The organism is Pseudomonas sp. PS01301, from assembly GCF_029960215.1.
GTDB lineage: Bacteria > Pseudomonadota > Gammaproteobacteria > Pseudomonadales > Pseudomonadaceae > Aquipseudomonas > Aquipseudomonas coleopterorum.
The window spans coordinates 109,417-131,604 of the sequence record NZ_JASCPM010000005.1 but is presented as its reverse complement, the minus strand read 5'-3'; the positions used below and the strand labels follow the sequence as shown (position 1 = coordinate 131,604).

General features: G+C 60.2%; 21 protein-coding genes. 1 reads left to right on the top strand and 20 read right to left on the bottom strand.

Features of this window, described 5'->3' with window-relative positions; all coding sequences use genetic code 11:
- Positions 1-109 precede the first annotated feature (109 nt).
- A complete protein-coding gene (locus QMX89_RS04285) occupies positions 110-496 on the bottom strand; it encodes a nuclear transport factor 2 family protein (RefSeq protein WP_282347148.1) in 387 nt (128 codons plus the stop codon).
- Positions 493-1,452, bottom strand: coding sequence for an agmatinase (gene speB, locus QMX89_RS04280; protein ID WP_049860445.1), 960 nt, complete (start codon positions 1,450-1,452; stop codon positions 493-495). Before speB ends, QMX89_RS04285 begins: the two co-directional genes overlap by 4 nt.
- Before the next feature lie 230 nt (positions 1,453-1,682).
- Between speB and QMX89_RS04275 the strand changes: the two genes are divergently transcribed.
- Positions 1,683-2,576, top strand: coding sequence for a LysR family transcriptional regulator (locus QMX89_RS04275; RefSeq protein ID WP_049860446.1), 894 nt, complete (start codon positions 1,683-1,685; stop codon positions 2,574-2,576).
- 200 nt (positions 2,577-2,776) lie between these two features.
- On the opposite strand, the gene glmS is transcribed toward QMX89_RS04275, so the two are convergent.
- From glmS to yidC, 18 genes are all read right to left on the bottom strand, one after another.
- The gene (gene glmS, locus QMX89_RS04270) at positions 2,777-4,612 is read right to left on the bottom strand and encodes a glutamine--fructose-6-phosphate transaminase (isomerizing) (protein WP_049860447.1); all 1,836 of its coding nucleotides are present in this window, start codon (positions 4,610-4,612) and stop codon (positions 2,777-2,779) included.
- Between the two features lie 11 nt (positions 4,613-4,623).
- The gene (locus tag QMX89_RS04265; protein ID WP_043192059.1) at positions 4,624-5,391 is read right to left on the bottom strand and encodes a DeoR family transcriptional regulator; all 768 of its coding nucleotides are present in this window, start codon (positions 5,389-5,391) and stop codon (positions 4,624-4,626) included.
- Positions 5,392-5,617: 226 nt separating this feature from the next.
- Positions 5,618-6,985: a bifunctional UDP-N-acetylglucosamine diphosphorylase/glucosamine-1-phosphate N-acetyltransferase GlmU gene (gene glmU, locus QMX89_RS04260; protein WP_282347143.1), complete on the bottom strand. Its 1,368-nt coding sequence runs from the start codon at positions 6,983-6,985 to the stop codon at positions 5,618-5,620.
- Positions 6,986-7,097: 112 nt separating this feature from the next.
- Positions 7,098-7,523, bottom strand: coding sequence for a F0F1 ATP synthase subunit epsilon (locus QMX89_RS04255; RefSeq protein WP_043192055.1), 426 nt, complete (start codon positions 7,521-7,523; stop codon positions 7,098-7,100).
- Positions 7,524-7,565: 42 nt separating this feature from the next.
- Positions 7,566-8,942, bottom strand: coding sequence for a F0F1 ATP synthase subunit beta (gene atpD / locus QMX89_RS04250; RefSeq protein ID WP_049860449.1), 1,377 nt, complete (start codon positions 8,940-8,942; stop codon positions 7,566-7,568).
- A gap of 27 nt (positions 8,943-8,969) precedes the next feature.
- A complete protein-coding gene (gene atpG, locus QMX89_RS04245) occupies positions 8,970-9,830 on the bottom strand; it encodes a F0F1 ATP synthase subunit gamma (protein ID WP_043192052.1) in 861 nt (286 codons plus the stop codon).
- A gap of 50 nt (positions 9,831-9,880) precedes the next feature.
- Entirely contained in the window at positions 9,881-11,425 is a 1,545-nt protein-coding gene (gene atpA / locus QMX89_RS04240) for a F0F1 ATP synthase subunit alpha (protein WP_049860450.1), read from the bottom strand.
- Between the two features lie 21 nt (positions 11,426-11,446).
- Positions 11,447-11,983: a F0F1 ATP synthase subunit delta gene (locus QMX89_RS04235; RefSeq protein ID WP_043192047.1), complete on the bottom strand. Its 537-nt coding sequence runs from the start codon at positions 11,981-11,983 to the stop codon at positions 11,447-11,449.
- 12 nt (positions 11,984-11,995) lie between these two features.
- Complete coding sequence (locus QMX89_RS04230) at positions 11,996-12,466, bottom strand: F0F1 ATP synthase subunit B (protein WP_043192045.1); 471 nt, start codon at positions 12,464-12,466, stop codon at positions 11,996-11,998.
- A gap of 57 nt (positions 12,467-12,523) precedes the next feature.
- Entirely contained in the window at positions 12,524-12,781 is a 258-nt protein-coding gene (gene atpE / locus QMX89_RS04225) for a F0F1 ATP synthase subunit C (protein WP_002555987.1), read from the bottom strand.
- A gap of 134 nt (positions 12,782-12,915) precedes the next feature.
- Positions 12,916-13,785 carry a F0F1 ATP synthase subunit A gene (gene atpB / locus QMX89_RS04220; RefSeq protein ID WP_049860451.1) on the bottom strand — a complete coding sequence of 290 codons (870 nt, stop codon included), beginning with the start codon at positions 13,783-13,785 and terminating at the stop codon, positions 12,916-12,918.
- Between the two features lie 16 nt (positions 13,786-13,801).
- On the bottom strand, positions 13,802-14,209 hold the full coding sequence (locus QMX89_RS04215; protein ID WP_056844841.1) for a F0F1 ATP synthase subunit I: 408 nt from the start codon (positions 14,207-14,209) through the stop codon (positions 13,802-13,804).
- Positions 14,210-14,357: 148 nt separating this feature from the next.
- Positions 14,358-15,230, bottom strand: a complete 873-nt coding sequence (locus tag QMX89_RS04210; protein ID WP_049860452.1) for a ParB/RepB/Spo0J family partition protein — start codon at positions 15,228-15,230, stop codon at positions 14,358-14,360.
- Between the two features lie 8 nt (positions 15,231-15,238).
- Positions 15,239-16,030, bottom strand: a complete 792-nt coding sequence (locus tag QMX89_RS04205) for a ParA family protein (protein WP_049860453.1) — start codon at positions 16,028-16,030, stop codon at positions 15,239-15,241.
- 18 nt (positions 16,031-16,048) lie between these two features.
- Complete coding sequence (gene rsmG / locus QMX89_RS04200) at positions 16,049-16,696, bottom strand: 16S rRNA (guanine(527)-N(7))-methyltransferase RsmG (protein WP_049860454.1); 648 nt, start codon at positions 16,694-16,696, stop codon at positions 16,049-16,051.
- Positions 16,693-18,591, bottom strand: coding sequence for a tRNA uridine-5-carboxymethylaminomethyl(34) synthesis enzyme MnmG (gene mnmG, locus QMX89_RS04195; RefSeq protein WP_282347120.1), 1,899 nt, complete (start codon positions 18,589-18,591; stop codon positions 16,693-16,695). Before mnmG ends, rsmG begins: the two co-directional genes overlap by 4 nt.
- 460 nt (positions 18,592-19,051) lie before the next feature.
- Entirely contained in the window at positions 19,052-20,422 is a 1,371-nt protein-coding gene (mnmE, locus tag QMX89_RS04190) for a tRNA uridine-5-carboxymethylaminomethyl(34) synthesis GTPase MnmE (protein WP_049860456.1), read from the bottom strand.
- A 79-nt stretch (positions 20,423-20,501) separates the two neighbouring features.
- Complete coding sequence (gene yidC / locus QMX89_RS04185; RefSeq protein ID WP_282347118.1) at positions 20,502-22,187, bottom strand: membrane protein insertase YidC; 1,686 nt, start codon at positions 22,185-22,187, stop codon at positions 20,502-20,504.
- Position 22,188: the final 1 nt, after the last annotated feature.

The window sequence follows — 22,188 nt, the reverse complement described above, 5'->3', positions numbered from 1 at the left end:
AGCACCTGTCACGGTTGTTGTAAGGCCAGCGCAGGCACGCTGACCCTTTATGGCCGCCCGTTGACCCCGGGCGGAGGGTTGCTGCTATTTTTTTATAATGTCGCGGCGGTTAGCCCGTCACTTCCGACAAATGCTCATGCCAGGCCAGCCAGCGCTCGCCCTCACAGCGGAATACGATCGTCTCGCGCTCCTTCAAGCGCAGCTCTTGGGTACCGATGCGCACATGCGTCGCCACGTCATGCACGAAAATGGCCGTATCGCCCTGCACGTTGACCCAGGCGTTACTCGACTCACAGCCCAGCACCGCAAAACCATCGATCTGCCATTGCTGCCACAACGTTTCATACTCGGCCCGCGAGTTCAGCGGCTTGGCCAGGGTATGAAAGACAAAACTGGCGTCAGGACTGAAACAGTCGAAATAACGTGCCGTGTCGTTGCTGGCAAAGGCCGCGACCAGCGCCGCAGCCGCCTCGAGAACCTCGGTTTCACGGCTCATCGACGGACGACGCCCGGCAGCACACAGAGCATTTCGTACAACAGGTTGGCGCCCAGCAGCGAGGTGTTGCCGGTGGTGTCATACGGCGGCGACACCTCGACCAGATCGCAACCGATCAAGTCCAGCCCCTGGCAACCTCGGATTATCTCCAGCGCCTGGATCGTAGTCAGCCCGCCGACCTCCGGTGTCCCGGTGCCCGGTGCCCAGGCCGGGTCGATGCCATCGATGTCGAACGACAAGTACACCGGCCCACCACCGACCTTCTCGCGGACTTCGGCCATCAACGGCGTCAGCGACTTGTGCCAGCAATCCTCGGCCTGCACCACACGGAAACCCTGCTTGCGGCTCCAGTTGAAATCCTCGGCGGTATAACCCTGAGCCCGCAGGCCGATCTGCACCACACGGTCGCTGTCCAGCAGACCCTCTTCCTGCGCGCGGCGGAACGTGGTGCCGTGGGCAATCTTCTCGCCGAACATGTGATCGTTGACGTCGGCATGCGCATCGATATGCACCAGTCCGACCTTGCCATGCTTCTTGTGAATGGCCCGCAGGATCGGCAGCGTCAGCGTGTGATCGCCTCCCAGCGTCAGCGGCACGATACCGTGGCCCAGAATCCGGTCGTATTCCTGCTCGATGATGCGCACCGCATCGAGCAGGTTGAAGGTATTGATCGGCACATCGCCGATGTCGGCCACGTTCAGCGAATCGAACGGCGCGGCACCGGTGGCCATGTTGTAAGGACGGATCATCACCGACTCGGCACGAATCTGCCGTGGCCCGAAACGAGTGCCGGAACGCAGCGAAGTGCCAATATCTAGCGGAATACCGATAAACGCTGCATCCAACCGATCGAGTTCTTCGGCGGCTTGTATATGAGGCAAACGCAGCATGGTGGCGATGCCGCCGAAACGAGGCATCTCGTTCCCGCCCAAAGGCTGGTGGAAAGTCGTGTCCACGGGGTGGCCTCACTTTGTGGTCATTGAAGTGACTCCATTCTGGTGACGCCCCGCAGCTAGAAGAATCGCTGCCCACAAATAATCAGTTCAGAGATTTCTAAACTATCCGCGGATACACTGGCCCTCTGAAACACTGCGATATCCCATCCGGCAATGGACCTGTGGAAAAGGGCTCTGCCCGCGCCACAGCCCAACCCTACAAGACCTGAACTGCCCCGGAGCCCACCCCAATGTCCTCTGCCCTGCCCGACCTCAAACTGCTGCGCATCTTCGCCTGCGTAGTACGCCACCAGGGCTTCGCCGCAGCGCAGCAGGAACTCAACCTCTCCACTTCCGCCATCAGCACCTACATGAGCCAGCTCGAAACCCAGCTCGGCCTGGTGCTCTGCCACCGCGGCCGTGGTGGCTTCAGCCTGACCAGCAAAGGCGAACTGTTCCATCAGGAAACCCTGCGCCTGCTCGCCGAACTCGAAGGCTTCGAACGCTACAGCGCCGCCCTCAAAGGCGAACTGCGCGGCACTCTCAATCTCGGCGTGCTCGACTCCACCGTCAGCGACCCGGCGCTGCCGCTGGCCGACGTCATCGGCGCCTACAGCAAGGAACACCCCGCAGTACACCTGCACCTGTCCGTGCTCAGCCCCGCGCAACTGCAACTGGGCTTGCAGGAAAATCGCCTGGACCTGGCCATCGGCGCCTTCTCCGTGCGCATGAATGGGCTTATGTACCAAGCGCTGTACCGCGAACAACACTGGCTGTATTGCAGCGATCGGCATGAGTTGTTCGAGCAGCGGCGAATTCCAGCCGAGGTGATCACCCAACAACGGATGGTCGGGCGCGGGTACTGGAGCCAGGCGGAACTGGCCCGCCACGGGTTCAAGCACAGCGCGGCGACGGTGGAATCGATGGAGGCGCAACTGATCTTGGTGTTGTCGGGGGCGTATATCGGCTATCTGCCGGAACACTACGCGCAATTCTGGGCGGATCAGAAGCGGTTGAAGGTGCTGTTACCGACGACGTTCGGGTATCAGGCACCGTTTTCGTTGGCTTTGCGGCGGGGACGGTCGAGGGAGCCGTTGATACAGAGCTTTCGAGATCGGTTGAGGGGGTGGTTTGAAGCCGGCTGATTCAAGTGATACAAAATCCGCAGGAGTGAGCAAAGCTCGCGAATCGAGTATGCAGCGCCGCGGAAATGCGCCTTGCTGGCAGACCGCTACACGATGAGGCCTGGCCAGCAGGGGACCTGAAGGCCCCCTGTTCGTACGGTTTTTTAGCTTACTGAACGGTTTTCAATCCGAACGACCACAGTTCGCAACCTACTCCCCCCTCACTCCACCGTCACCGACTTCGCCAAATTGCGCGGCTGATCCACATCCGTCCCCTTCAGCACCGCCACGTAGTACGAAAGCAGCTGCAACGGAATGGTGTAGAGGATTGGCGCCAACGCATCAATGATGTGCGGCATGGCCACCACATGAGTGCCGGGGCCGTTGCTCAGCTGCGCCTGCTCATCGGCGAATACCACCAGCTCGCCGCCGCGCGCGCGCACTTCCTGCAGGTTGGATTTGAGTTTTTCCAGTAGCTCGTTGTTCGGTGCCACGGTGACCACCGGCATGTCCTTGTCCACCAGCGCCAGCGGCCCGTGCTTCAATTCGCCAGCAGGATAGGCTTCGGCATGGATGTAGGAGATCTCCTTGAGCTTCAGTGCACCTTCCATTGCCACCGGGAACTGCGCGCCGCGGCCCAGGAACAGCGTGTGGTGCTTCTCGGCGAACAGCTCGGCGATGCGCTCGATGGTGGTGTCCATGGCCAGGGCTTCGCCCAGGCGGGTGGGCAGGCGCCGGAGCTCGGCCACCAGCTGCGCCTCGACACCCTCCTCCAATGATCCGTGTACCTGGCCAAGGGAAAGCGTCAGCAACATCAGCGCGACCAGCTGCGTGGTGAACGCCTTGGTCGAAGCCACACCGATCTCCGGGCCTGCCTGAGTCAGCAGGGTCAGGTCGGACTCGCGCACCAGGGAGCTGATGCCGACGTTGCAGATGGCCAGGCTGCCGAGAAACCCGAGTTGCTTGCCGTTGCGCAATGCGGCCAGGGTGTCAGCCGTTTCGCCGGACTGGGAGATGGAGACGAACAAGGTGTCGGGCTGCACCACGACCTTGCGATAGCGGAACTCGCTGGCCACTTCGACCTGGCAAGGGATGCCGGCCAGGCCTTCGAGCCAGTAGCGCGCAACCATACCCGCGTGATAGCTGGTGCCGCACGCGACGATCTGTACGTTGCGCACCTTGGCGAACAGTTCGGCCGCCTGTGGACCGAAGGCCTGCACCAGCACCTGGTTCTGCCCAAGACGGCCCTCCAGGGTGCGCTGTACCACGGTAGGTTGCTCGTGGATCTCCTTCATCATGAAGTGGCGATATTCGCCCTTGTCGGCGGCCTCTGCGCCTTCGTGGTACTGCACGCTTTCGCGTTCCACAGGTGCGCCCGCAGCGTCCCAGATCTGCACGCTTTCACGGCGGATCTCGGCGATGTCACCTTCCTCCAGGTACATGAAGCGGTCGGTCACCTGGCGCAGGGCCAACTGGTCGGAGGCCAGGAAGTTCTCGCCCATGCCCAGGCCGATCACCAGCGGACTGCCGCTGCGGGCGGCGACCAGACGATCGGGCTGGTGCACACTGATGGCAGCCAGGCCGTAGGCGCCGTGCAGTTGCTTGACCGTCGCCTTGAGCGCATCGGCCAGGTCCGGCAGGGCCTTGAGGGTGTGGTGCAGCAAGTGGGCGATGACTTCGGTGTCGGTCTGCGAGGTGAACACGTAGCCCAGCTCTTTGAGCTGGGTGCGCAACACTTCGTGGTTTTCGATGATGCCGTTGTGCACCACGGCCACTTCGTCTGTGGAAAAGTGGGGGTGAGCGTTCTGTTCGGTGGGCGCACCGTGGGTAGCCCAGCGGGTGTGGGCAATCCCCAGCTTGCCGAGCAGTGGCTCCTCCGCCAGCGCCGTTTGCAGTTCGGCGACTTTGCCCACACGACGTCGGCGCTGCACGCTGCCATCTTCGCCCAGCACCGCGACACCGGCGCTGTCGTAGCCGCGATATTCCAGGCGCTTGAGACCCTCGACCAGAATGGCTGTGATGTTGCGCTCCGCAATGGCGCCGACGATTCCACACATGTTCGCTTCTCCTAGCTGGTAGCGGCGAGCACGAGATCGATCCCGCGCGCCTGAATCTGATCGCGCGCTTCGAGCGGCAGACGATCATCGGTGATGAGGGTACTGATGCGGCCCCAGGGCAGCTCCAGATTGGGAATCTTGCGTCCGACCTTGTCGGACTCGACCATGACGATCACTTCGCGAGCGACTTCGGCCATTACCCTGCTCAGGCCCAGCAACTCGTTGAAGGTCGTCGTGCCGCGCTCCAGATCGATGCCGTCGGCACCGATGAAGAGCTGATCGAAGTCATAGGAGCGCAATACCTGTTCGGCCACTTGGCCCTGGAACGATTCGGAGTGCGGATCCCAGGTGCCACCGGTCATCAGCAGTACAGGCTCGTGCTCCAGCGCACCCAGAGCGTTGGCCACGTGCAGCGAGTTGGTCATGACGACCAGACCCGGCTGCTTGCCCAACTCCGGAATCATCGCCGCCGTGGTGCTGCCACTGTCGATGATGATCCGCGCGTGTTCCTTGATACGTAGAACGGCTGCACGGGCGATGGATTGCTTGATGGCCGAGACGCGCGGGCCCGGTTCGCCAATCAGCTCTTGAGGCATGGTCACCGCGCCGCCGTAGCGACGCAGGAGCAACCCGTGACTCTCGAGGGCGGCAAGGTCCTTGCGAATGGTCACTTCGGACGTGGCGAAATGCTTGGCCAAGTTATCCACACTCACTTCGCCCTGCTCGTTGAGCAAGGCGAGGATGCTGTGACGGCGTTGAGGCGTATTGCGCTTCGACATGACGACCTAAGTTTCGTTTCGAAAGATAACGAAGGCAATAGAAACCTAAAATGAAAGGTCCGTCAATGGTGAAGCAAAGCTTTTGTGTAATCTCTTCGTGGGGCGGAGGGCTCACCGCCCGCCTCGCTCTCACGAATTAGCACACAGGACACTGTGGGAGCGGGGCGGGCGGCCAAGCCCTCTGCCCTCGAAGACGCCAGTGATAAAATCACCGTGCTGTGGATAACTAAGGCTTTTTGACCTTCACCGGCCGTGTCCACCCTTCAACATTGCGCTGCCGGGTCCGCGCCACTGCCAACTGCCCTTCCGGCACCTCTTGGGTAATGGTCGAACCCGCAGCAGTGGTCGACCCCGCCAAGATATCCACAGGCGCTACCAGCGAATTGTTCGAACCAATGAACACGTCCTCACCAATGGTGGTTTTCCATTTGTTCGCGCCGTCGTAGTTGCAGGTAATGGTCCCCGCACCGATATTGCTGCCGGCACCGATGTCCGCATCACCTAGGTAGGTCAAGTGACCGGCCTTGGCGCCCTCGCCCATGCGCGCGTTCTTCAGCTCGACAAAGTTACCTACATGGGCGCGAGCTTCCAGCACCGTACCCGGCCGCAGCCGCGCGAACGGGCCGGCATCGCTGTTTTCATGCAACACGGCACCGTCCAGATGACTGTTGGCCTTGACCACCACGCCGCGGCCCAGGGTGCTGTCCTTGATGTAGCAATTGGGACCGATGACCACGTCGTCTTCGATCATCACGCGGCCTTCGAGCACCACGTTGACGTCGATCAGTACATCGCGGCCCACGCTGACGTCTCCGCGCACGTCAAAACGTGCCGGGTCGCGCAAGGTCACGCCTTGGGCCATCAGGCGACGACCTTCACGCAGCTGGTAGTGACGCTCCAGTTCCGCGAGCTGACGCCGATCGTTGGCGCCCTGTACTTCCATCGGATCCTGGGCGGTTTCCGTGGCAACCACCAAGCCGTCGCTGACCGCCATGGCGATCACGTCGGTCAAGTAATACTCACCCTGGGCGTTGTCGTTGGACAGGCGCGCCAGCCAGTCGGCCAAGCGCTTTCCAGGGACCGCAAGAATACCGGTGTTGCCTTCCTTTATGGCTTTCTGTGCGTCGCTGGCGTCCTTGTGCTCGACGATGGCTTGCACCTGGCCATTGGCATCACGCACGATGCGCCCGTAGCCCGTGGGGTCGGCCAGGTTGACGGTGAGCAGACCCAGTTGATCGGCACTGACCTTCTGCAGCAGCCGCTGCAGGGTCGCCACCTCGATCAGCGGTACGTCACCGTAGAGAATCAACACATTATCGGCGCTCAGGCCCGGAACCGCCTGTGCGACCGCATGGCCCGTACCCAGCTGCTTGTCCTGCAACACGAAATTCAGATCATCGGCAGCGAGGCGTTCGCGTACCGCGTCGGCGCCATGGCCGATCACTACATGAATGCCCTGCGGCTGGAGTTGGCGCGCGCTGTGGATAACATGGCCGAGCATGGAATTGCCGGCGACAGGGTGCAATACCTTGGGCAGGGCCGAGCGCATGCGCGTGCCCTGGCCAGCGGCGAGAATGACGATATCGAGAGACATGGACGGCTACCAATCCGGAGAATGGCCAGCGGGCTGACCGGGGAGGAAATGCTGAAAAAGAAAAAGGGTAGCCGAGGCTACCCTTTTACTCAATCGCAAGTGAATCGACGCATCAGCCGCCGAATTTCTTGCGGATCTGCTGGACGGTGCGCAGCTGGGCTGCAGCCTCGGCCAGGCGTGCGGCGGCAGATCCGTAATCGAAGTCTGCGCCTTTTTCGTTCAGGGCCTTCTCGGCAGCCTTGACGGCTTCCTGAGCGGAAGCTTCATCCAGGTCGGCAGCGCGCTGCACGGTGTCGGCAAGAACCTTGACCATGTTCGGCTGAACCTCGAGGAAACCACCAGAGATGTAGAACACCTCGGCTTCGCCACCCTGCTTGATCAGGCGGATCGGGCCCGGCTTTAGATCAGTGATCAGCGGGGCGTGGCCTGGAGCGATACCGATATCACCCAGGTTACCGTGCGCAATCACCATCTCGACCAGGCCGGAAAAGATTTCTCCTTCCGCGCTGACGATATCGCAATGGACTGTCATAGCCATACTTGCCTCAACCTGATTAGCGCCCGTTGCCGGGCGCCAGGATTACAGTTTCTTGGCTTTCTCGATCGCTTCTTCGATGCCGCCGACCATGTAGAACGCTTGTTCCGGCAGGTGGTCGTAGTCGCCGTTGAGGATGCCTTTGAAGCCTGCGATGGTGTCTTTCAGGGAAACGTATTTACCCGAGGCACCGGTGAAGACTTCAGCCACGAAGAACGGCTGCGACAGGAAGCGCTGGATCTTACGAGCGCGGGATACCAACTGCTTGTCGGTTTCCGACAGCTCGTCCATACCCAGGATCGCAATGATGTCCTTCAGCTCTTTGTAGCGCTGCAGCACGTACTGAACGCCGCGAGCGGTGTCGTAGTGCTCCTGGCCGATCACGTTCGGGTCCAGCTGGCGCGAAGTCGAGTCCAGTGGATCGACCGCTGGGTAGATACCCAGGGAAGCGATGTCACGGGACAGTACGACGGTGGCGTCCAAGTGGGCGAAGGTGGTCGCCGGCGACGGGTCGGTCAAGTCATCCGCAGGTACGTATACCGCCTGGATCGAGGTGATCGAACCTTCCTTGGTCGAAGTGATGCGTTCCTGCAGAACGCCCATCTCTTCGGCCAGGGTCGGCTGGTAACCTACTGCCGAAGGCATACGGCCCAGCAGTGCGGATACTTCGGTACCGGCCAGGGTGTAACGATAGATGTTGTCGACGAACAGCAGAACGTCGTTACCTTCGTCACGGAATTTCTCGGCCATGGTCAGACCGGTCAGGGCGACGCGCAGACGGTTACCCGGCGGCTCGTTCATCTGGCCGTAGACAAGGGCTACCTTGTCCAGAACGTTGGAGTCCTTCATCTCGTGGTAGAAGTCGTTACCCTCACGGGTACGCTCACCCACACCGGCGAACACGGAATAACCGCTGTGCTCGATGGCGATGTTACGGATCAGCTCCATCATGTTCACGGTCTTGCCGACACCGGCACCACCGAACAGACCGACTTTACCGCCCTTGGCGAACGGGCAGACCAGGTCGATAACCTTGATGCCGGTTTCCAGCAGGTCGTTGCCGCCTGCCTGTTCCGCGAAGGAAGGTGCTGGACGGTGAATGCCCCAGCGCTCTTCGGTATCGATCGGGCCCGCTTCGTCGATCGGGTTGCCCAGAACGTCCATGATGCGGCCCAGGGTGGCCTTGCCGACAGGGACGGAAATGGCTGCGCCGCTGTCGAGCACGTTCAGGCCGCGTTTCAGGCCTTCGGTGGAACCCATGGCGATGGTACGAACCACGCCGTCGCCCAGCTGCTGCTGGACTTCGAGAGTGGTTTCAGCGCCTTGTACCTTCAGCGCGTTGTAGATGCTCGGTACGCTGTCGCGTGGAAATTCCACGTCGATAACGGCGCCGATGATTTGAACGATACGTCCGCTACTCATAGCTGGATCCTCTGAATATTTGAACCGTTAAACCGCGGCAGCGCCGCCGACGATTTCCGAGATCTCTTGGGTGATCGCAGCCTGACGCGCCTTGTTGTAGATCAGCTGCAAATCGCTGATCAGGTCGCCGGCGTTGTCGGTTGCATTCTTCATTGCGATCATCCGCGCCGCTTGTTCAGCAGCGTTGTTCTCGACCACCGCCTGGTACACCTGCGACTCCACGTAACGCACCATCAGGCCTTCAAGCAGCTCTTTGGCGTCGGGTTCGTACAGGTAATCCCAGTGGTGCTTGAGTTCTTGATCCGGGGTTGCCTCCAACGGGATCAACTGCTCCACCGTTGGTTGTTGCGTCATGGTATTGATGAACTTGTTGGACACCACGGACAGGCGATCGATACGGCCTTCCAGGTACGCGTCCAGCATCACCTTGACGCTGCCGATCAGATCATTGATCGACGGCTCTTCGCCCAGATGGCTGATCGCTGCCACGACGTTGCCGCCGAAGTTGCGAAAGAACGCTGCACCCTTGCTGCCGATCACGCACAGGTCGATTTCGACGCCGCGTTCGCGATTGGCCGCCATGTCCTTGACCAGGGCCTTGAACAGGTTGGTGTTCAAGCCGCCGCACAGACCACGGTCGCTGCTCACCACGATATAGCCGACGCGCTTGACGGCGCGTTCGATCATGAACGGGTGGCGGTATTCCGGGTTGGCGTTGGCCAGATGTCCAATCACCTGGCGGATACGCTCCGCGTAGGGACGGCTGGCTGCCATGCGCATTTGTGCCTTGCGCATTTTGCTGACCGCCACTTTTTCCATGGCGCTGGTAATTTTTTGCGTGCTTTTGATGCTCGCAATCTTACTGCGAATCTCTTTTGCGCCTGCCATGTAACACCTATCAGGTTAGCAAGCAGGGGCCTTGCGGCCCCTGCTGCGGCTTACCAGGTTTGGGTGGCCTTGAACTTCTCGATACCGGCCTTGAGGCCAGCGTCGATTTCGTCATTGAAGTCACCCTTCACGTTGATCTTCGCCAACAGGTCGGCGTGATCGCGGTTGAAGTAAGCAATCAGGGCCTGCTCGAAGCTACCAACCTTGGCGATCTCGACGTCGGTCAGGAAACCACGCTCGGCTGCATACAGCGACAGCGCCATGTCGGCGATCGACATCGGCGAGTACTGCTTCTGCTTCATCAGCTCGGTCACGCGCTGGCCGTGCTCGAGCTGCTTGCGGGTGGCTTCGTCCAGGTCAGAAGCGAACTGGGCGAATGCCGCCAGTTCACGGTACTGAGCCAGGGCGGTACGGATACCACCGGACAGCTTCTTGATGATCTTGGTCTGAGCGGCACCACCTACGCGGGATACCGAAACACCGGCGTTCACTGCAGGGCGGATGCCCGAGTTGAACATGGCCGATTCCAGGAAGATCTGACCGTCGGTGATCGAGATCACGTTGGTCGGAACGAACGCGGAAACGTCGCCAGCCTGGGTTTCGATGATCGGCAACGCGGTCAGGGAACCGGTCTTGCCAGTCACTGCACCGTTGGTGAACTTCTCGACGTATTCTTCGGAAACGCGCGATGCACGCTCCAGCAAGCGGGAGTGGAGATAGAACACGTCGCCTGGGTAGGCTTCACGGCCTGGTGGACGACGCAGCAGCAGGGAAATCTGGCGGTAGGCCACTGCTTGCTTGGACAGGTCGTCGTAGACGATCAGTGCGTCTTCGCCACGGTCACGGAAGAACTCGCCCATGGTGCAACCGGCATAAGGTGCCAGGAATTGCAGCGCAGGAGATTCCGAAGCACTGGCAGCCACCACGATGGTGTTGGCCAGGGCGCCGTTTTCTTCCAGCTTGCGAACCACGTTGGCGATGGTCGATTGCTTCTGACCGATGGCAACGTAGACGCAGAAGATACCGGAGTTCTTCTGGTTGATGATCGCGTCGATCGCCAGAGCGGTCTTGCCGATCTGACGGTCGCCGATGATCAGCTCGCGCTGGCCACGGCCGACAGGGATCATGGCGTCGACAGCCTTGTAGCCAGTCTGTACAGGCTGGTCTACCGACTTACGCCAGATAACGCCCGGTGCAACCTTTTCGACCGCGTCGGTCTCGGTGTTGCCCAGCGGACCCTTGCCATCGACAGGGTTGCCCAGTGCGTCGACGACGCGACCCAGCAGTTCCTTGCCAACCGGAACTTCCAGGATGCGGCCGGTGCACTTGGCGCTCATGCCTTCGGCCAGGCTGGTGTAGGCGCCCAGTACCACGGCACCTACGGAGTCCTGCTCCAGGTTGAGTGCCATGCCGAAGACGCCGCCAGGAAACTCGATCATTTCGCCGTACATGACGTCGGCCAGACCGTGGATCCGTACGATACCGTCGGAAACGCTGACGACGGTGCCTTCGTTACGGGCTTGGGAGGTCACATCGAGCTTGTCGATGCGACCCTTGATGATTTCACTTATTTCGGAAGGATTGAGTTGCTGCATTGCTCTGCTGCCCCTTCAAACTCAAGATTTCAATGCTTCGGCCAGTTTCGCGAGTTTGCCGCGAATCGAGCCATCGATAACCAGGTCGCCGGCGCGGATGACGACGCCACCTATCAGGCTGGCATCCTCCGCAACTTGCAGGCGCACTTCCCGGTCGAGTCGTGCACTGAGAACCTTGGCGAGTTTGTCTTGCTGTTCTTGGTTCAATGCGAAGGCACTGGTGACTTCCACATCGACCGATTTTTCCTGCTCGGCCTTGTACAGGTCGAACAGTTCGGCGATCTCCGGCAGAAGCAGGAGACGGTCGTTTTCGGCAACGACGTGGATGAAATTCTGTGCCTTGGCATCGAACTTGTCGCCGCACACGTCAATGAACGTGGCGGCCTTGTCTGCGCTCGTCAGTCGCGGGGCCTTGAGCAGGCTCTGCATGGTGGCGTCTTGCGCCACCGCTGCAGCCAGGCCGAGCATGGCTGACCAATTGGCCAGCTGCTGGTGGGCCTGAGCGTGCTCGAAGGCCGCCTTAGCGTAAGGTCGGGCCAACGTGGTCAGTTCTGCCATGATCGCCCTCGCTTAGATTTCAGCAGCCAGTTTGTTAACCAGCTCCGCGTGCGCGTTTTGATCGATTGTGGCGCCCAGGATCTTCTCGGCACCGCCTACGGCCAGCACGCCCAGTTGGGCACGCAGCGCGTCTTTGACGCCGTTCAGTTCCTGCTCGATCTCGGCTTGAGCCTGCACTTTCACGCGGTCAGCGTCGATACGGGCCTTTTCAACGGCCTCTTCGACGATCTGGTTGCCGCGTTTCTTTGCCTGCTCAATGATTTCGGCTGCCTGAGCTTTCGCTTCGCGCAGTTGCTGACCCACTTTCTCTTGGGCCAACTCCAGGTCGCGAGCTGCTCGGCTGGCAGCGTCCAAACCATCAGCGATCTTCTTCTGACGTTCGTGCAAAGCCGCGATGACCGGAGGCCACACGAACTTCATGCAGAACAGCACAAAAATGAAGAACGCAACGGTCTGGCCAATCAGGGTTGCATTAATGTTCACGCCAACACCTCGCTCGTTCTTTGTCCATCACACCAATCCACTCGAAGGTTCGAGAGATCAGCCAGCGAGTTGACCAACGAAGGGGTTCGCGAAGGTGAAGAACAGAGCGATACCAACACCGATCATGGTCACGGCGTCGAGCAGACCGGCGACGATGAACATTTTAACTTGCAGCATTGGGACCATTTCTGGCTGGCGAGCAGCGCCTTCCAGGAACTTGCCGCCCAGCAGGCCGAAGCCGATAGCGGTACCCAGTGCGCCCAGGCCGATCAGCAGAGCAACAGCGATAGCGGTTAGACCAACTACAGTTTCCATCTTTCCTCCCGACTTTTTACGTCGTCTTTTGCTTGGTTTTTAGGTTTTAAAGCGGTGTTACAAACCGGTGTTTCGGCCCGTGTGGACCTCCCTCGCGCCAGGGCGCGAGGGGCATCAGACTCGCCAGGCGGGCCTTAATGATTTTCTTCGTGAGCCATCGAAAGGTAGACGATGGTCAACATCATGAAGATGAATGCCTGCAGCGTGATGATCAGGATGTGGAACACAGCCCACGCCCACTGCAGCACGACGCCCAGGCCGCTGAGCCACAACAGGCCGCTGCCGAACATCACGGCGATCAGGATGAACACCAGCTCGCCGGCATACATGTTGCCGAACAGTCGCAGGGCCAACGAGATCGGCTTGGCGATCAGGGTGACGAATTCGAGCAGGAAGTTCACCGGAATCAGCAGGATCTGAACGAAGATGTTCTTGCTGCCGAACGGGTGCAGGGTCAGTTCGCCGATGAAGCCGCCGATGCCCTTGACCTTGATGCTGTAGAAGATGATCAGCGCGAATACCGACAGGGCCATGCCCAGTGTCGCGTTCGGGTCGGTGGTCGACACGGCGCGGAACGGGATGTGCGAATCGCCGGAGATCCAGGCCGCGGCCATCGGGATCCAGTCGACCGGAATCAGGTCGATGGCGTTCATCAGGAACACCCAGACGAAGATCGTCAGCGCCAACGGTGCGATCACCGCGCTGCGGCCGTGGAAGCTGTCACGCACGCTGCCATCGACGAACTCGACCAGAACCTCGACGAAGTTCTGCAGAGCGCCCGGCTGGCCGGACGTCGCCTTCTTGGCTGCCATGCGGAAGATCAGGATGAAGATCAGGCCCAGGGCAACCGACCAGCCGAGTGTATCGACGTGGAACGCCCAAAAACCCATTTCCTTGGCTTCTGCAGCGGTGTGGGCAAAGCCCCAGCCGCCTTCTGGTAGCTGACCGAAGGTCAAGTTCTGCAAGTGGTGCTGGATATAGCCCGAAGCGGTTGTTTCTGCCATGGTTGCCTCAAACGCCCTAAGGTCTCGAAAGTCTTGTTTTCATGAGCAGGGGTGCGAACCAGCTGACCAGCTGGGTCAGCCCGAAGACGCCGAATACAGCCAGCGGCGCCAGTGGTTTCACTCCTGCGAACGTCAGTGCGAACAGCACTGCCGTCAAAATCAGCTTGCCTGCCTCGCCGGCGTAGAACGACCGGACGATGGCTTGTGCGGCCCGGGCTCCGGTGAACCGGAAAGCCTTCCAGGCGAAATACAGATTGGGCAACCAGGCGATCAGGCCTCCGCAGAGTCCTGAATAACCGCTGACCCCCCCGAGCCATTGCCACAGCACCAGAGCTGCCAGCAACACGACGACACCTTGCGCCAACAACATCGGGAAAACGACCCACTGATGGAACGGCAGGCGGTTTGGCGTGCGGGTTTCCATCGTGACGACTCCTCAATGGTCGACGTGCCATAAGCCGTAACTTGGCATAAATTGTGCCGACAAAATGCGCGCAGAGTATAGGGGCGGTTCCTCCCCTATTCAACTGCCGGGTAGTGATTTCCGACTGCGCGCTACACAAGGAATTGTTTCAGCGGATGTGTGCGAGCACGCCTTGCAACTCATCAAGAGAGTTGTAGCGGATGACCAACTGGCCTTTTCCTTTCTGCCCATGGCGGATCTGCACCGCAGAGCCTAGGCGTTCGGCCAGTCTTTGCTCCAGCCGCGTGATGTCAGGGTCGGCCTTGGCCGGTTCCACCGGCTCGGGTTTGCCGCTCAACCACTGGCGAACCAGAGCCTCGGTCTGCCGAACGGTGAGGCCTCGTGCGACAACGTGTCGCGCGCCTTCGACCTGCTGCTCATCGGGCAGACCGAGCAATGCGCGCGCATGGCCCATTTCCAGATCGCCATGGGACAGCATGGTCTTGATTACTTCAGGCAGCGCGATCAGGCGCAACAGGTTGGCCACGGTGACCCGCGACTTGCCCACCGCATCGGCGACCTGCTGCTGCGTCAGCTGGAACTCGTGCTGCAGACGCTGCAGGGCAATGGCCTCTTCCACCGGATTGAGGTCTTCGCGCTGGATGTTCTCGATCAGCGCCATGGCGATCGCCGCTTCGTCCGGCACATCGCGGACCATGGCCGGGATGGTTTCAAGGCCAGCCTGTTGCGCGGCACGCCAGCGACGTTCGCCGGCGATGATCTCGAAGCGTGCGTTGGCCACGGGCCGTACCACGATCGGTTGCATCACGCCCTGGGTCTTGATCGAGTGCGCCAGCTCTTCGAGCGCCTGCGGGTCCATGTCCCGGCGCGGCTGATACTTGCCCCGCTGAATGACGTCCAGCGGCAGGTGCTGCAACTCGTTCTGGTCGACCGTGACTGCCTGCTCCTCGAGCGAGCTGACGGTCGGACCGCTGAGCAGCGCATCCAGTCCACGTCCGAGACCACGTTTCTTGACGGCCATTGGAATCCTTAAATGACTGCAGCGGTGCGAGATTGGCGACGTTGCCGACGAACCATCTCGCCGGCCAGTGCCAGATAGGCCAGCGCGCCGCGTGATGATTTATCGTACGACAGCGCCGGCATCCCGTAGCTGGGCGCTTCGGCCAGACGAATGTTGCGCGGGATCACCGTATCGTACAGCTGATCGCCGAAATGCTCCTTGAGCTGTGCCGAGACATCGTTCATCAGGCTCAGGCGCGGGTCGTACATGGTGCGCAGCAGACCCTCGACCTTCAGGTCCGGATTGAGCAACTCGGCAATGCGCTTGATGTTATCCACAAGGTCGCTCAATCCTTCCAGGGCGAAATATTCGCACTGCATCGGGATGATCACGCCATCGGAGGCCACCAGCGCATTGAGGGTCAGCATCGACAGCGACGGCGGACAGTCGATGAGGATGTAATCGTAGTTGTTACGCACCGGCGCCAGCGCGCTGCGCAGACGGCTTTCCTTCATCTGCATTTCCAGCAGGACCACCTCGGCCGCGGTCAGGTCGCGGTTGGCAGGCAGCAACTGGTATCCGCCGTGTTCGGAAAAATGCATGGCCTGAGCCAGGTCGCACTCGCCGATCAACACGTCGTAGATCGAATTTTCCAGCGCATGCTTGTCCACACCGCTGCCCATGGTGGCGTTGCCCTGCGGATCGAGATCGATCAGCAGCACGCGGCGCTTGGTCGCGACCAGCGATGCTGCGAGGTTGATGCAGGTGGTGGTCTTGCCCACACCACCTTTCTGGTTCGCTATCGCGAATACCTTAGCCATTAGTGCTCGTGTTCCCAATCATGCCGTGCGGCGCAGTATCAGCAGATGGCGTTGGCCTTGGCAACCGGGTACGGCCAGGGCGTGTTCGCTATCGAGGTGGAAGTCCGCTGGCAATGCTACCAGTTCGTCGGCCGGATGCAGCCCTTTCATCGCCAACCAGCGCGTATCGCTGTCGCCCAGGTGGCGTGTCCAGTGAGCGAAGTCGTGCAGGCTGCTGAAGGCGCGGGAAACGATGCCGTCGAAGGGCTGCTCGGGTACGAACGTTTCGGCGCGGCTGTGGATAACCTGAAGATTGGCGAGTCCCAGTTCCAGCTTCACCTGAGTCTGGAAACGGGTCTTCTTGCCATTGCTGTCGAGGGTGGCGATGTGTTTCTCGGGAAACATGATTGCCAGGGGAATACCCGGCATGCCGCCGCCGCTGCCGACATCGAGCCAGCGCTGGGCATTACCCAGGTGCGCAAGAATGCTCAGGCTGTCGAGCAGGTGCCGTGACACCATCTCGTCAGGATTGCGCACTGCCGTCAGGTTGTAAGCCTTGTTCCATTTGATCAGCAGGGCCAGATAGGCCAGCAGCTGTTCGCGCTGGCCCTCGGACAATTCGACGCCCAATTGCCGGGCGCCTGTGGACAACTCTTCGCGGTGTTGTTCGGTGACCATGGAACTCAAGCGCTTTGCTCCAACTCGCGGCCTGCGCCGCGTTTTTTCAGGTGAATCATCAACAGCGAAATGGCTGCAGGCGTGACGCCCGGGATGCGCGATGCCTGACCGAGGGTTTCGGGGCGGGTCGCGCCCAGCTTGCCCTGAATCTCCTTGGACAGCCCGGAGATCCCGGCATAGTCGATATCCACAGGCAGGCGGGTGTCCTCGCTGGCGCGCAGCCGAGCGATCTCGTCCTGCTGACGATCAATGTAGCCCGCGTACTTGGTCTTGATCTCGACCTGTTCGGCCACCTGTGGATCATGCGCTCCGCCGCCGGTGACTTCGATCAGACCGACATAGTCGATCTCGGGGCGGCTGAGCAGGTTAAGCAGGTTGTATTCATGGGTCAACGGCGTACCGAACTTCTCGGCGACGGCATTCCCCTGAGCGGTGTTGGGGCGTACCCAGGTGCTCTTGAGCCGTTGTTCCTCGATTTCGATCGCTTCGCGCTTGGCACTGAAGGCCGCCCAGCGAGCGTCATCGACCAGACCCAGTTCACGGCCCTTTTCGGTCAGGCGCAGGTCGGCGTTGTCTTCGCGCAGGATCAGTCGATACTCGGCTCGCGAGGTGAACATCCGGTACGGTTCCTGGGTTCCCAGGGTAATCAGGTCGTCGACCAGGACGCCGATGTACGCCTCGTCGCGGCGTGGACACCAGGCCTCTTTGCCCTGGGCGCGAAGTGCGGCGTTCGCGCCAGCCAGCAGACCTTGGGCGCCGGCCTCTTCGTAACCCGTGGTGCCGTTGATCTGCCCGGCGAAGAACAACCCGGCGATCACCTTGGTTTCCAGGCTGTACTTGAGATCACGCGGATCGAAGTAATCGTATTCGATGGCATAGCCGGGTCGCATGATGTGCGCGTTTTCCATGCCGCGGATCGAACGCACGATCTGCAGCTGCACGTCGAACGGCAAGGACGTGGAAATACCGTTGGGGTACAGCTCGTGGGTGGTCAGCCCTTCGGGCTCGATGAACACCTGATGGCTCTGCTTGTCGGCGAAGCGGTGGATCTTGTCTTCGATCGACGGGCAGTACCGTGGACCCACCCCTTCGATTTCCCCGGCAGCCGAGTACATCGGCGAGCGATCCAGGTTGGCGGCGATGATTTCATGGGTGCGCGCGTTGGTGTGGGTGATCCAGCAACTGACCTGACGTGGGTGCAGCGCCTTGGACCCCATGAACGACATCACCGGAATGGGTGTATCGCCCGGCTGTTCGGTCATGACCGAGAAATCCACCGACTTGCCGTCGATACGCGGTGGTGTACCGGTCTTCAAGCGACCTACTCGCAGAGGTAGTTCACGCAGACGATGGGCTAACGCGATCGATGGCGGATCGCCGGCACGGCCACCCGAATAATTCTGCAAACCGATGTGGATAAGTCCGCCCAGGAAGGTTCCGGTGGTGAGCACCACGGAATCGGCCATGAAACGAAGGCCCATCTGGGTGACTACTCCCTTGACCTCGTCCTGCTCGACGATCAGGTCGTCGGCCGGCTGCTGGAATATCCACAGGTTGGGCTGATTCTCGAGAATCTCGCGAATGGCAGCCTTGTACAGAACGCGGTCGGCCTGCGCACGGGTAGCCCGCACCGCCGGGCCTTTGCGGTTGTTGAGCACGCGAAACTGAATGCCACCCTTGTCGGTGGCCAGCGCCATGGCACCGCCGAGCGCATCGATCTCCTTGACCAGATGGCTCTTGCCGATGCCGCCGATGGCCGGGTTGCAACTCATGGCACCGAGGGTTTCCACGTTGTGCGTCAACAGCAGGGTCTTTGCACCCATGCGTGCTGAGGCCAGTGCTGCCTCGGTACCGGCATGACCGCCGCCGATGACGATCACTTCAAAACGGGAAGGGAAATCCACCACGCACCTCGTGCCTGTTCTATGTGGGTAATTGGGATAGCTGCGCAGTATAGGGAATTTGCCTTGGCTAAAGAACCCTTCTGCACAAAAAATAACCAGCTGTGGATAGCGTCGGTAATAGAAATTAAAAGAGAGAGATTTATTAAAGCTTTGTTTTTATGTTTATTACTAGGCAACACCGTATCTGTGGATAAAGCTCTGCAAGCCTGTATCGACAACGTGTACAGGGAAATTAAAGGTTGTGATCAGGTGCCTGTCAGCTCGGTGTATAACCCAAATTAACCTGTGGGTAACAGCTGCGCTTACTCACAGCGGCATTTATCATCAGCTTTCGGACCTGCTTATCAACCTAGCTCAGCTGGGGTTGTCCACAGGGCTCCTGAAGCATGTATAAAAAAAAAGCCACCTCGTAAGGTGGCTCTTGATGAGTCCATGCGGTGCTGCATGCATATCGGGAGATCTACTTGCCGATGCAGAAGCTCGAGAAAATGCGCCCCAGCAGGTCGTCCGAACTGAATGCACCGGTGATTTCCCCCAGCGCATGTTGGGCCAGGCGCAAGTCTTCAGCCAGGAGCTCGCCCGCGCCCGCCAGCGTCAGCTGATCACGCCCATGGTCAAGATGATCACCCGCATGCCGCAAGGCTTCCAGATGACGTCGACGGGCGCTGAAACTGCTCTCGGCTGTCTGCTCGTAACCCATGCAGGCTTTGAGATGGTCACGCAGCAGTTCAAGGCCTTGGCCAGTTCCCTTGGCTGTGAGACTCAAGGTCACGTGACCATCGTCGTCATGCTGGATACCGATCGCTTCACCACTCAGATCCGCCTTGTTGCGAATCACGGTGACCTTGCCGATGTCGGGCGTGAGTTCCAGAAACTCCGGCCAGACCGCGAAGGGATCGGCCGCCTCGGCAGACGTCGCGTCCACCACCAGCAGGATACGGTCGGCTTCGGCAATGGCCTTCAGCGCGCGCTGGACGCCGATCTGCTCGACTTCATCGAGGGTGGTACGCAATCCGGCAGTATCGATCACATGCAGCGGCATGCCGTCTATGTGGATATGTTCGCGCAACACGTCACGGGTGGTACCGGCGATGTCAGTGACAATGGCCGCTTCACGCCCGGCCAGCAGATTAAGCAGGCTGGACTTGCCGGCATTCGGCCGGCCAGCGATTACCACGTTCATCCCGTCACGCAGCAAGGCACCCTGCCCGGCTTCGCGCAGTACGGTGGATAACTCGCTGCGAACCTTGTCGAGCATGCTCAACACATGGCCATCGGCAAGGAAGTCGATTTCCTCCTCGGGAAAGTCGATGGCAGCTTCCACATAGATCCGCAGCGCGATGAGCTGCTCGGTCAAGTTATCCACACGCCGGGAGAAAGCCCCCTGCAACGAACGTACTGCGTTGCGTGCCGCCTGGGCGGAGCTTGCTTCGATGAGATCGGCAATGGCCTCGGCCTGAGCCAGGTCCAGCTTGTCGTTGAGAAAGGCCCGCTCGCTGAACTCGCCGGGACGTGCCAGGCGGCAGCCCAGTTCCAGGCAGCGCTGCAGCAGCATGTCCATCACCACGGGTCCACCATGGCCCTGCAGCTCCAGTACATCTTCGCCGGTGAACGAGTTGGGCCCTGGAAAGTAAAGGCCCAGCCCTTCATCGATGACCTGGCACTGCGCATCGAGCATCGGGCCATAGTGCGCATGACGAGGGGTCGGCACGCGGCCGATGATAGCCTGAGCGGCCTGGCTGGCCAGCGGCCCGGAGATGCGTACGATCCCTACTCCGCCTCGACCCTGGGCCGTGGCAATGGCAGCGATGGTTTCGCGAACGACGTTCATGCAGGTACTCCGGTCGAATTTCAGATAGCAAAACGCCCCACGAGGGGGCGCTTTGTTCACAGGTTAGTCGAGCAACCCGTCAGACGGCAGGTTTGTTTGCCGCGGCTTTCTCGATGCTGCGCGTGATGTACCACTGCTGGGCAATCGACAGGGTGTTGTTGGTCACCCAGTACAGCACCAGACCTGCCGGGAACCACAGGAAGAAGAAGGTGAACACGATCGGCATCATCTTCATCACCTTGGCCTGCATCGGATCCGGAGGCGTCGGGTTCAAGCGCTGCTGGATGAACATGGTCGCGCCCATGATGATAGGCAGGATGAAGTACGGATCCTTGATCGACAGGTCGGTTATCCACAGCAACCAAGGTGCCTGACGCATCTCGACGCTTTCCAGCAATACCCAGTACAGGGAAAGGAAGACCGGCATCTGCACCAGGATCGGCAGGCAGCCGCCCAGTGGATTGATCTTCTCTTTCTTGTACAGCTCCATCATGGCCTGGGACATTTTCTGCCGGTCATCGCCATGCTGTTCCTTGAGGGCAGCCAGTTTCGGCGCCACGGCACGCATGCGCGCCATCGACTTGTAGCTGGCGGCCGACAGCGGGAAGAACAGCAGCTTGATCAGGATGGTCAGGCAGATGATCGAGAAGCCCCAGTTCCCCAGGATCGCGTGGATATGCTTGAGCAACCAGAAGATCGGTTGAGCGATGAACCACAGGATGCCGTAGTCGACAGTCAGCTCCAGGCCTGGGGACAACTCCTTGAGCTTGTCCTGAACCTTGGGACCGGCGTACAGCGTGGCTGTGGTTTCAACCTTGCCACCTGGCGCTGCCGACAGCGTAGGGCCGGTGTAGCCAATGATGTAGTTGCCCTGGTTGTCCTTGCGCGTCATGACATTGTTGCTGTCACCGGCAGCAGGGATCCAGGCAGTCACGAAGTAATGCTGCAGCCAGGCGACCCAGCCGCCTTGTACGGTTTCCTTGAGGCCGGCCTTGTCCATGTCTTTCATCGACACTTTCTTGTACGGCTCGCCACTTGTCCACAGGGCTGCGCCCAGATAGGTAGCGGTACCGGTGGCCGTGGTCGACGAAGGATCGGAGCTGTTGTCGCGTTTGAGCTGGGCGAACATGTTGCCGCTCCAGTTCTGCGCGCTCTGGTTATCCACAAGGTAGCTGACTTTCAAGTCGTACTCACCGCGATCGACGGTGAAGCGCTTGAGGTAGTTCACACCATTGTCGCTGTAGGTCAGGTCGACCACGAGCTCGTTCTGGCCGTCAGCCAGTTGATAACTTTTCTGCGAAGCGCTGTACACAGGACGTCCGCTTGGACGCGCGTCCGGGCCGTTCGTACCGGTCAGGCCACTCTGGGCCAGGTAGGTCAGCTCACCACCGTTGTCGAACAATTGGAACGGAATGTTCGGCATGTCCTGGCGACGAGGGTACTCGGGCAGGTTCAGCTGGACGATATCACCACCGGTAGGATCGATAGCGAAGTTGAGCACGTCGGTCTTGACCCAGATCAGGTCCTTGCTGACCACAACAGGGGTCGGCACAGGCAGATTGGCATCAGGATTGGCGCTGGGTACATCGGCACTGGCTTGAGTGTTGGTGCCCGGTACCGTTTCCGGCAACGCCGGCGTCGGGTTCTGGGTAGCCACATTCTGAGTCGGCAAGGCGGCTTGACCGTAATCCTGGTTCCATTTCAGGACCATGACGTAGGCCACGACTGCCAGGGCGACGATCAGGATCGTGCGTTTAATATCCATG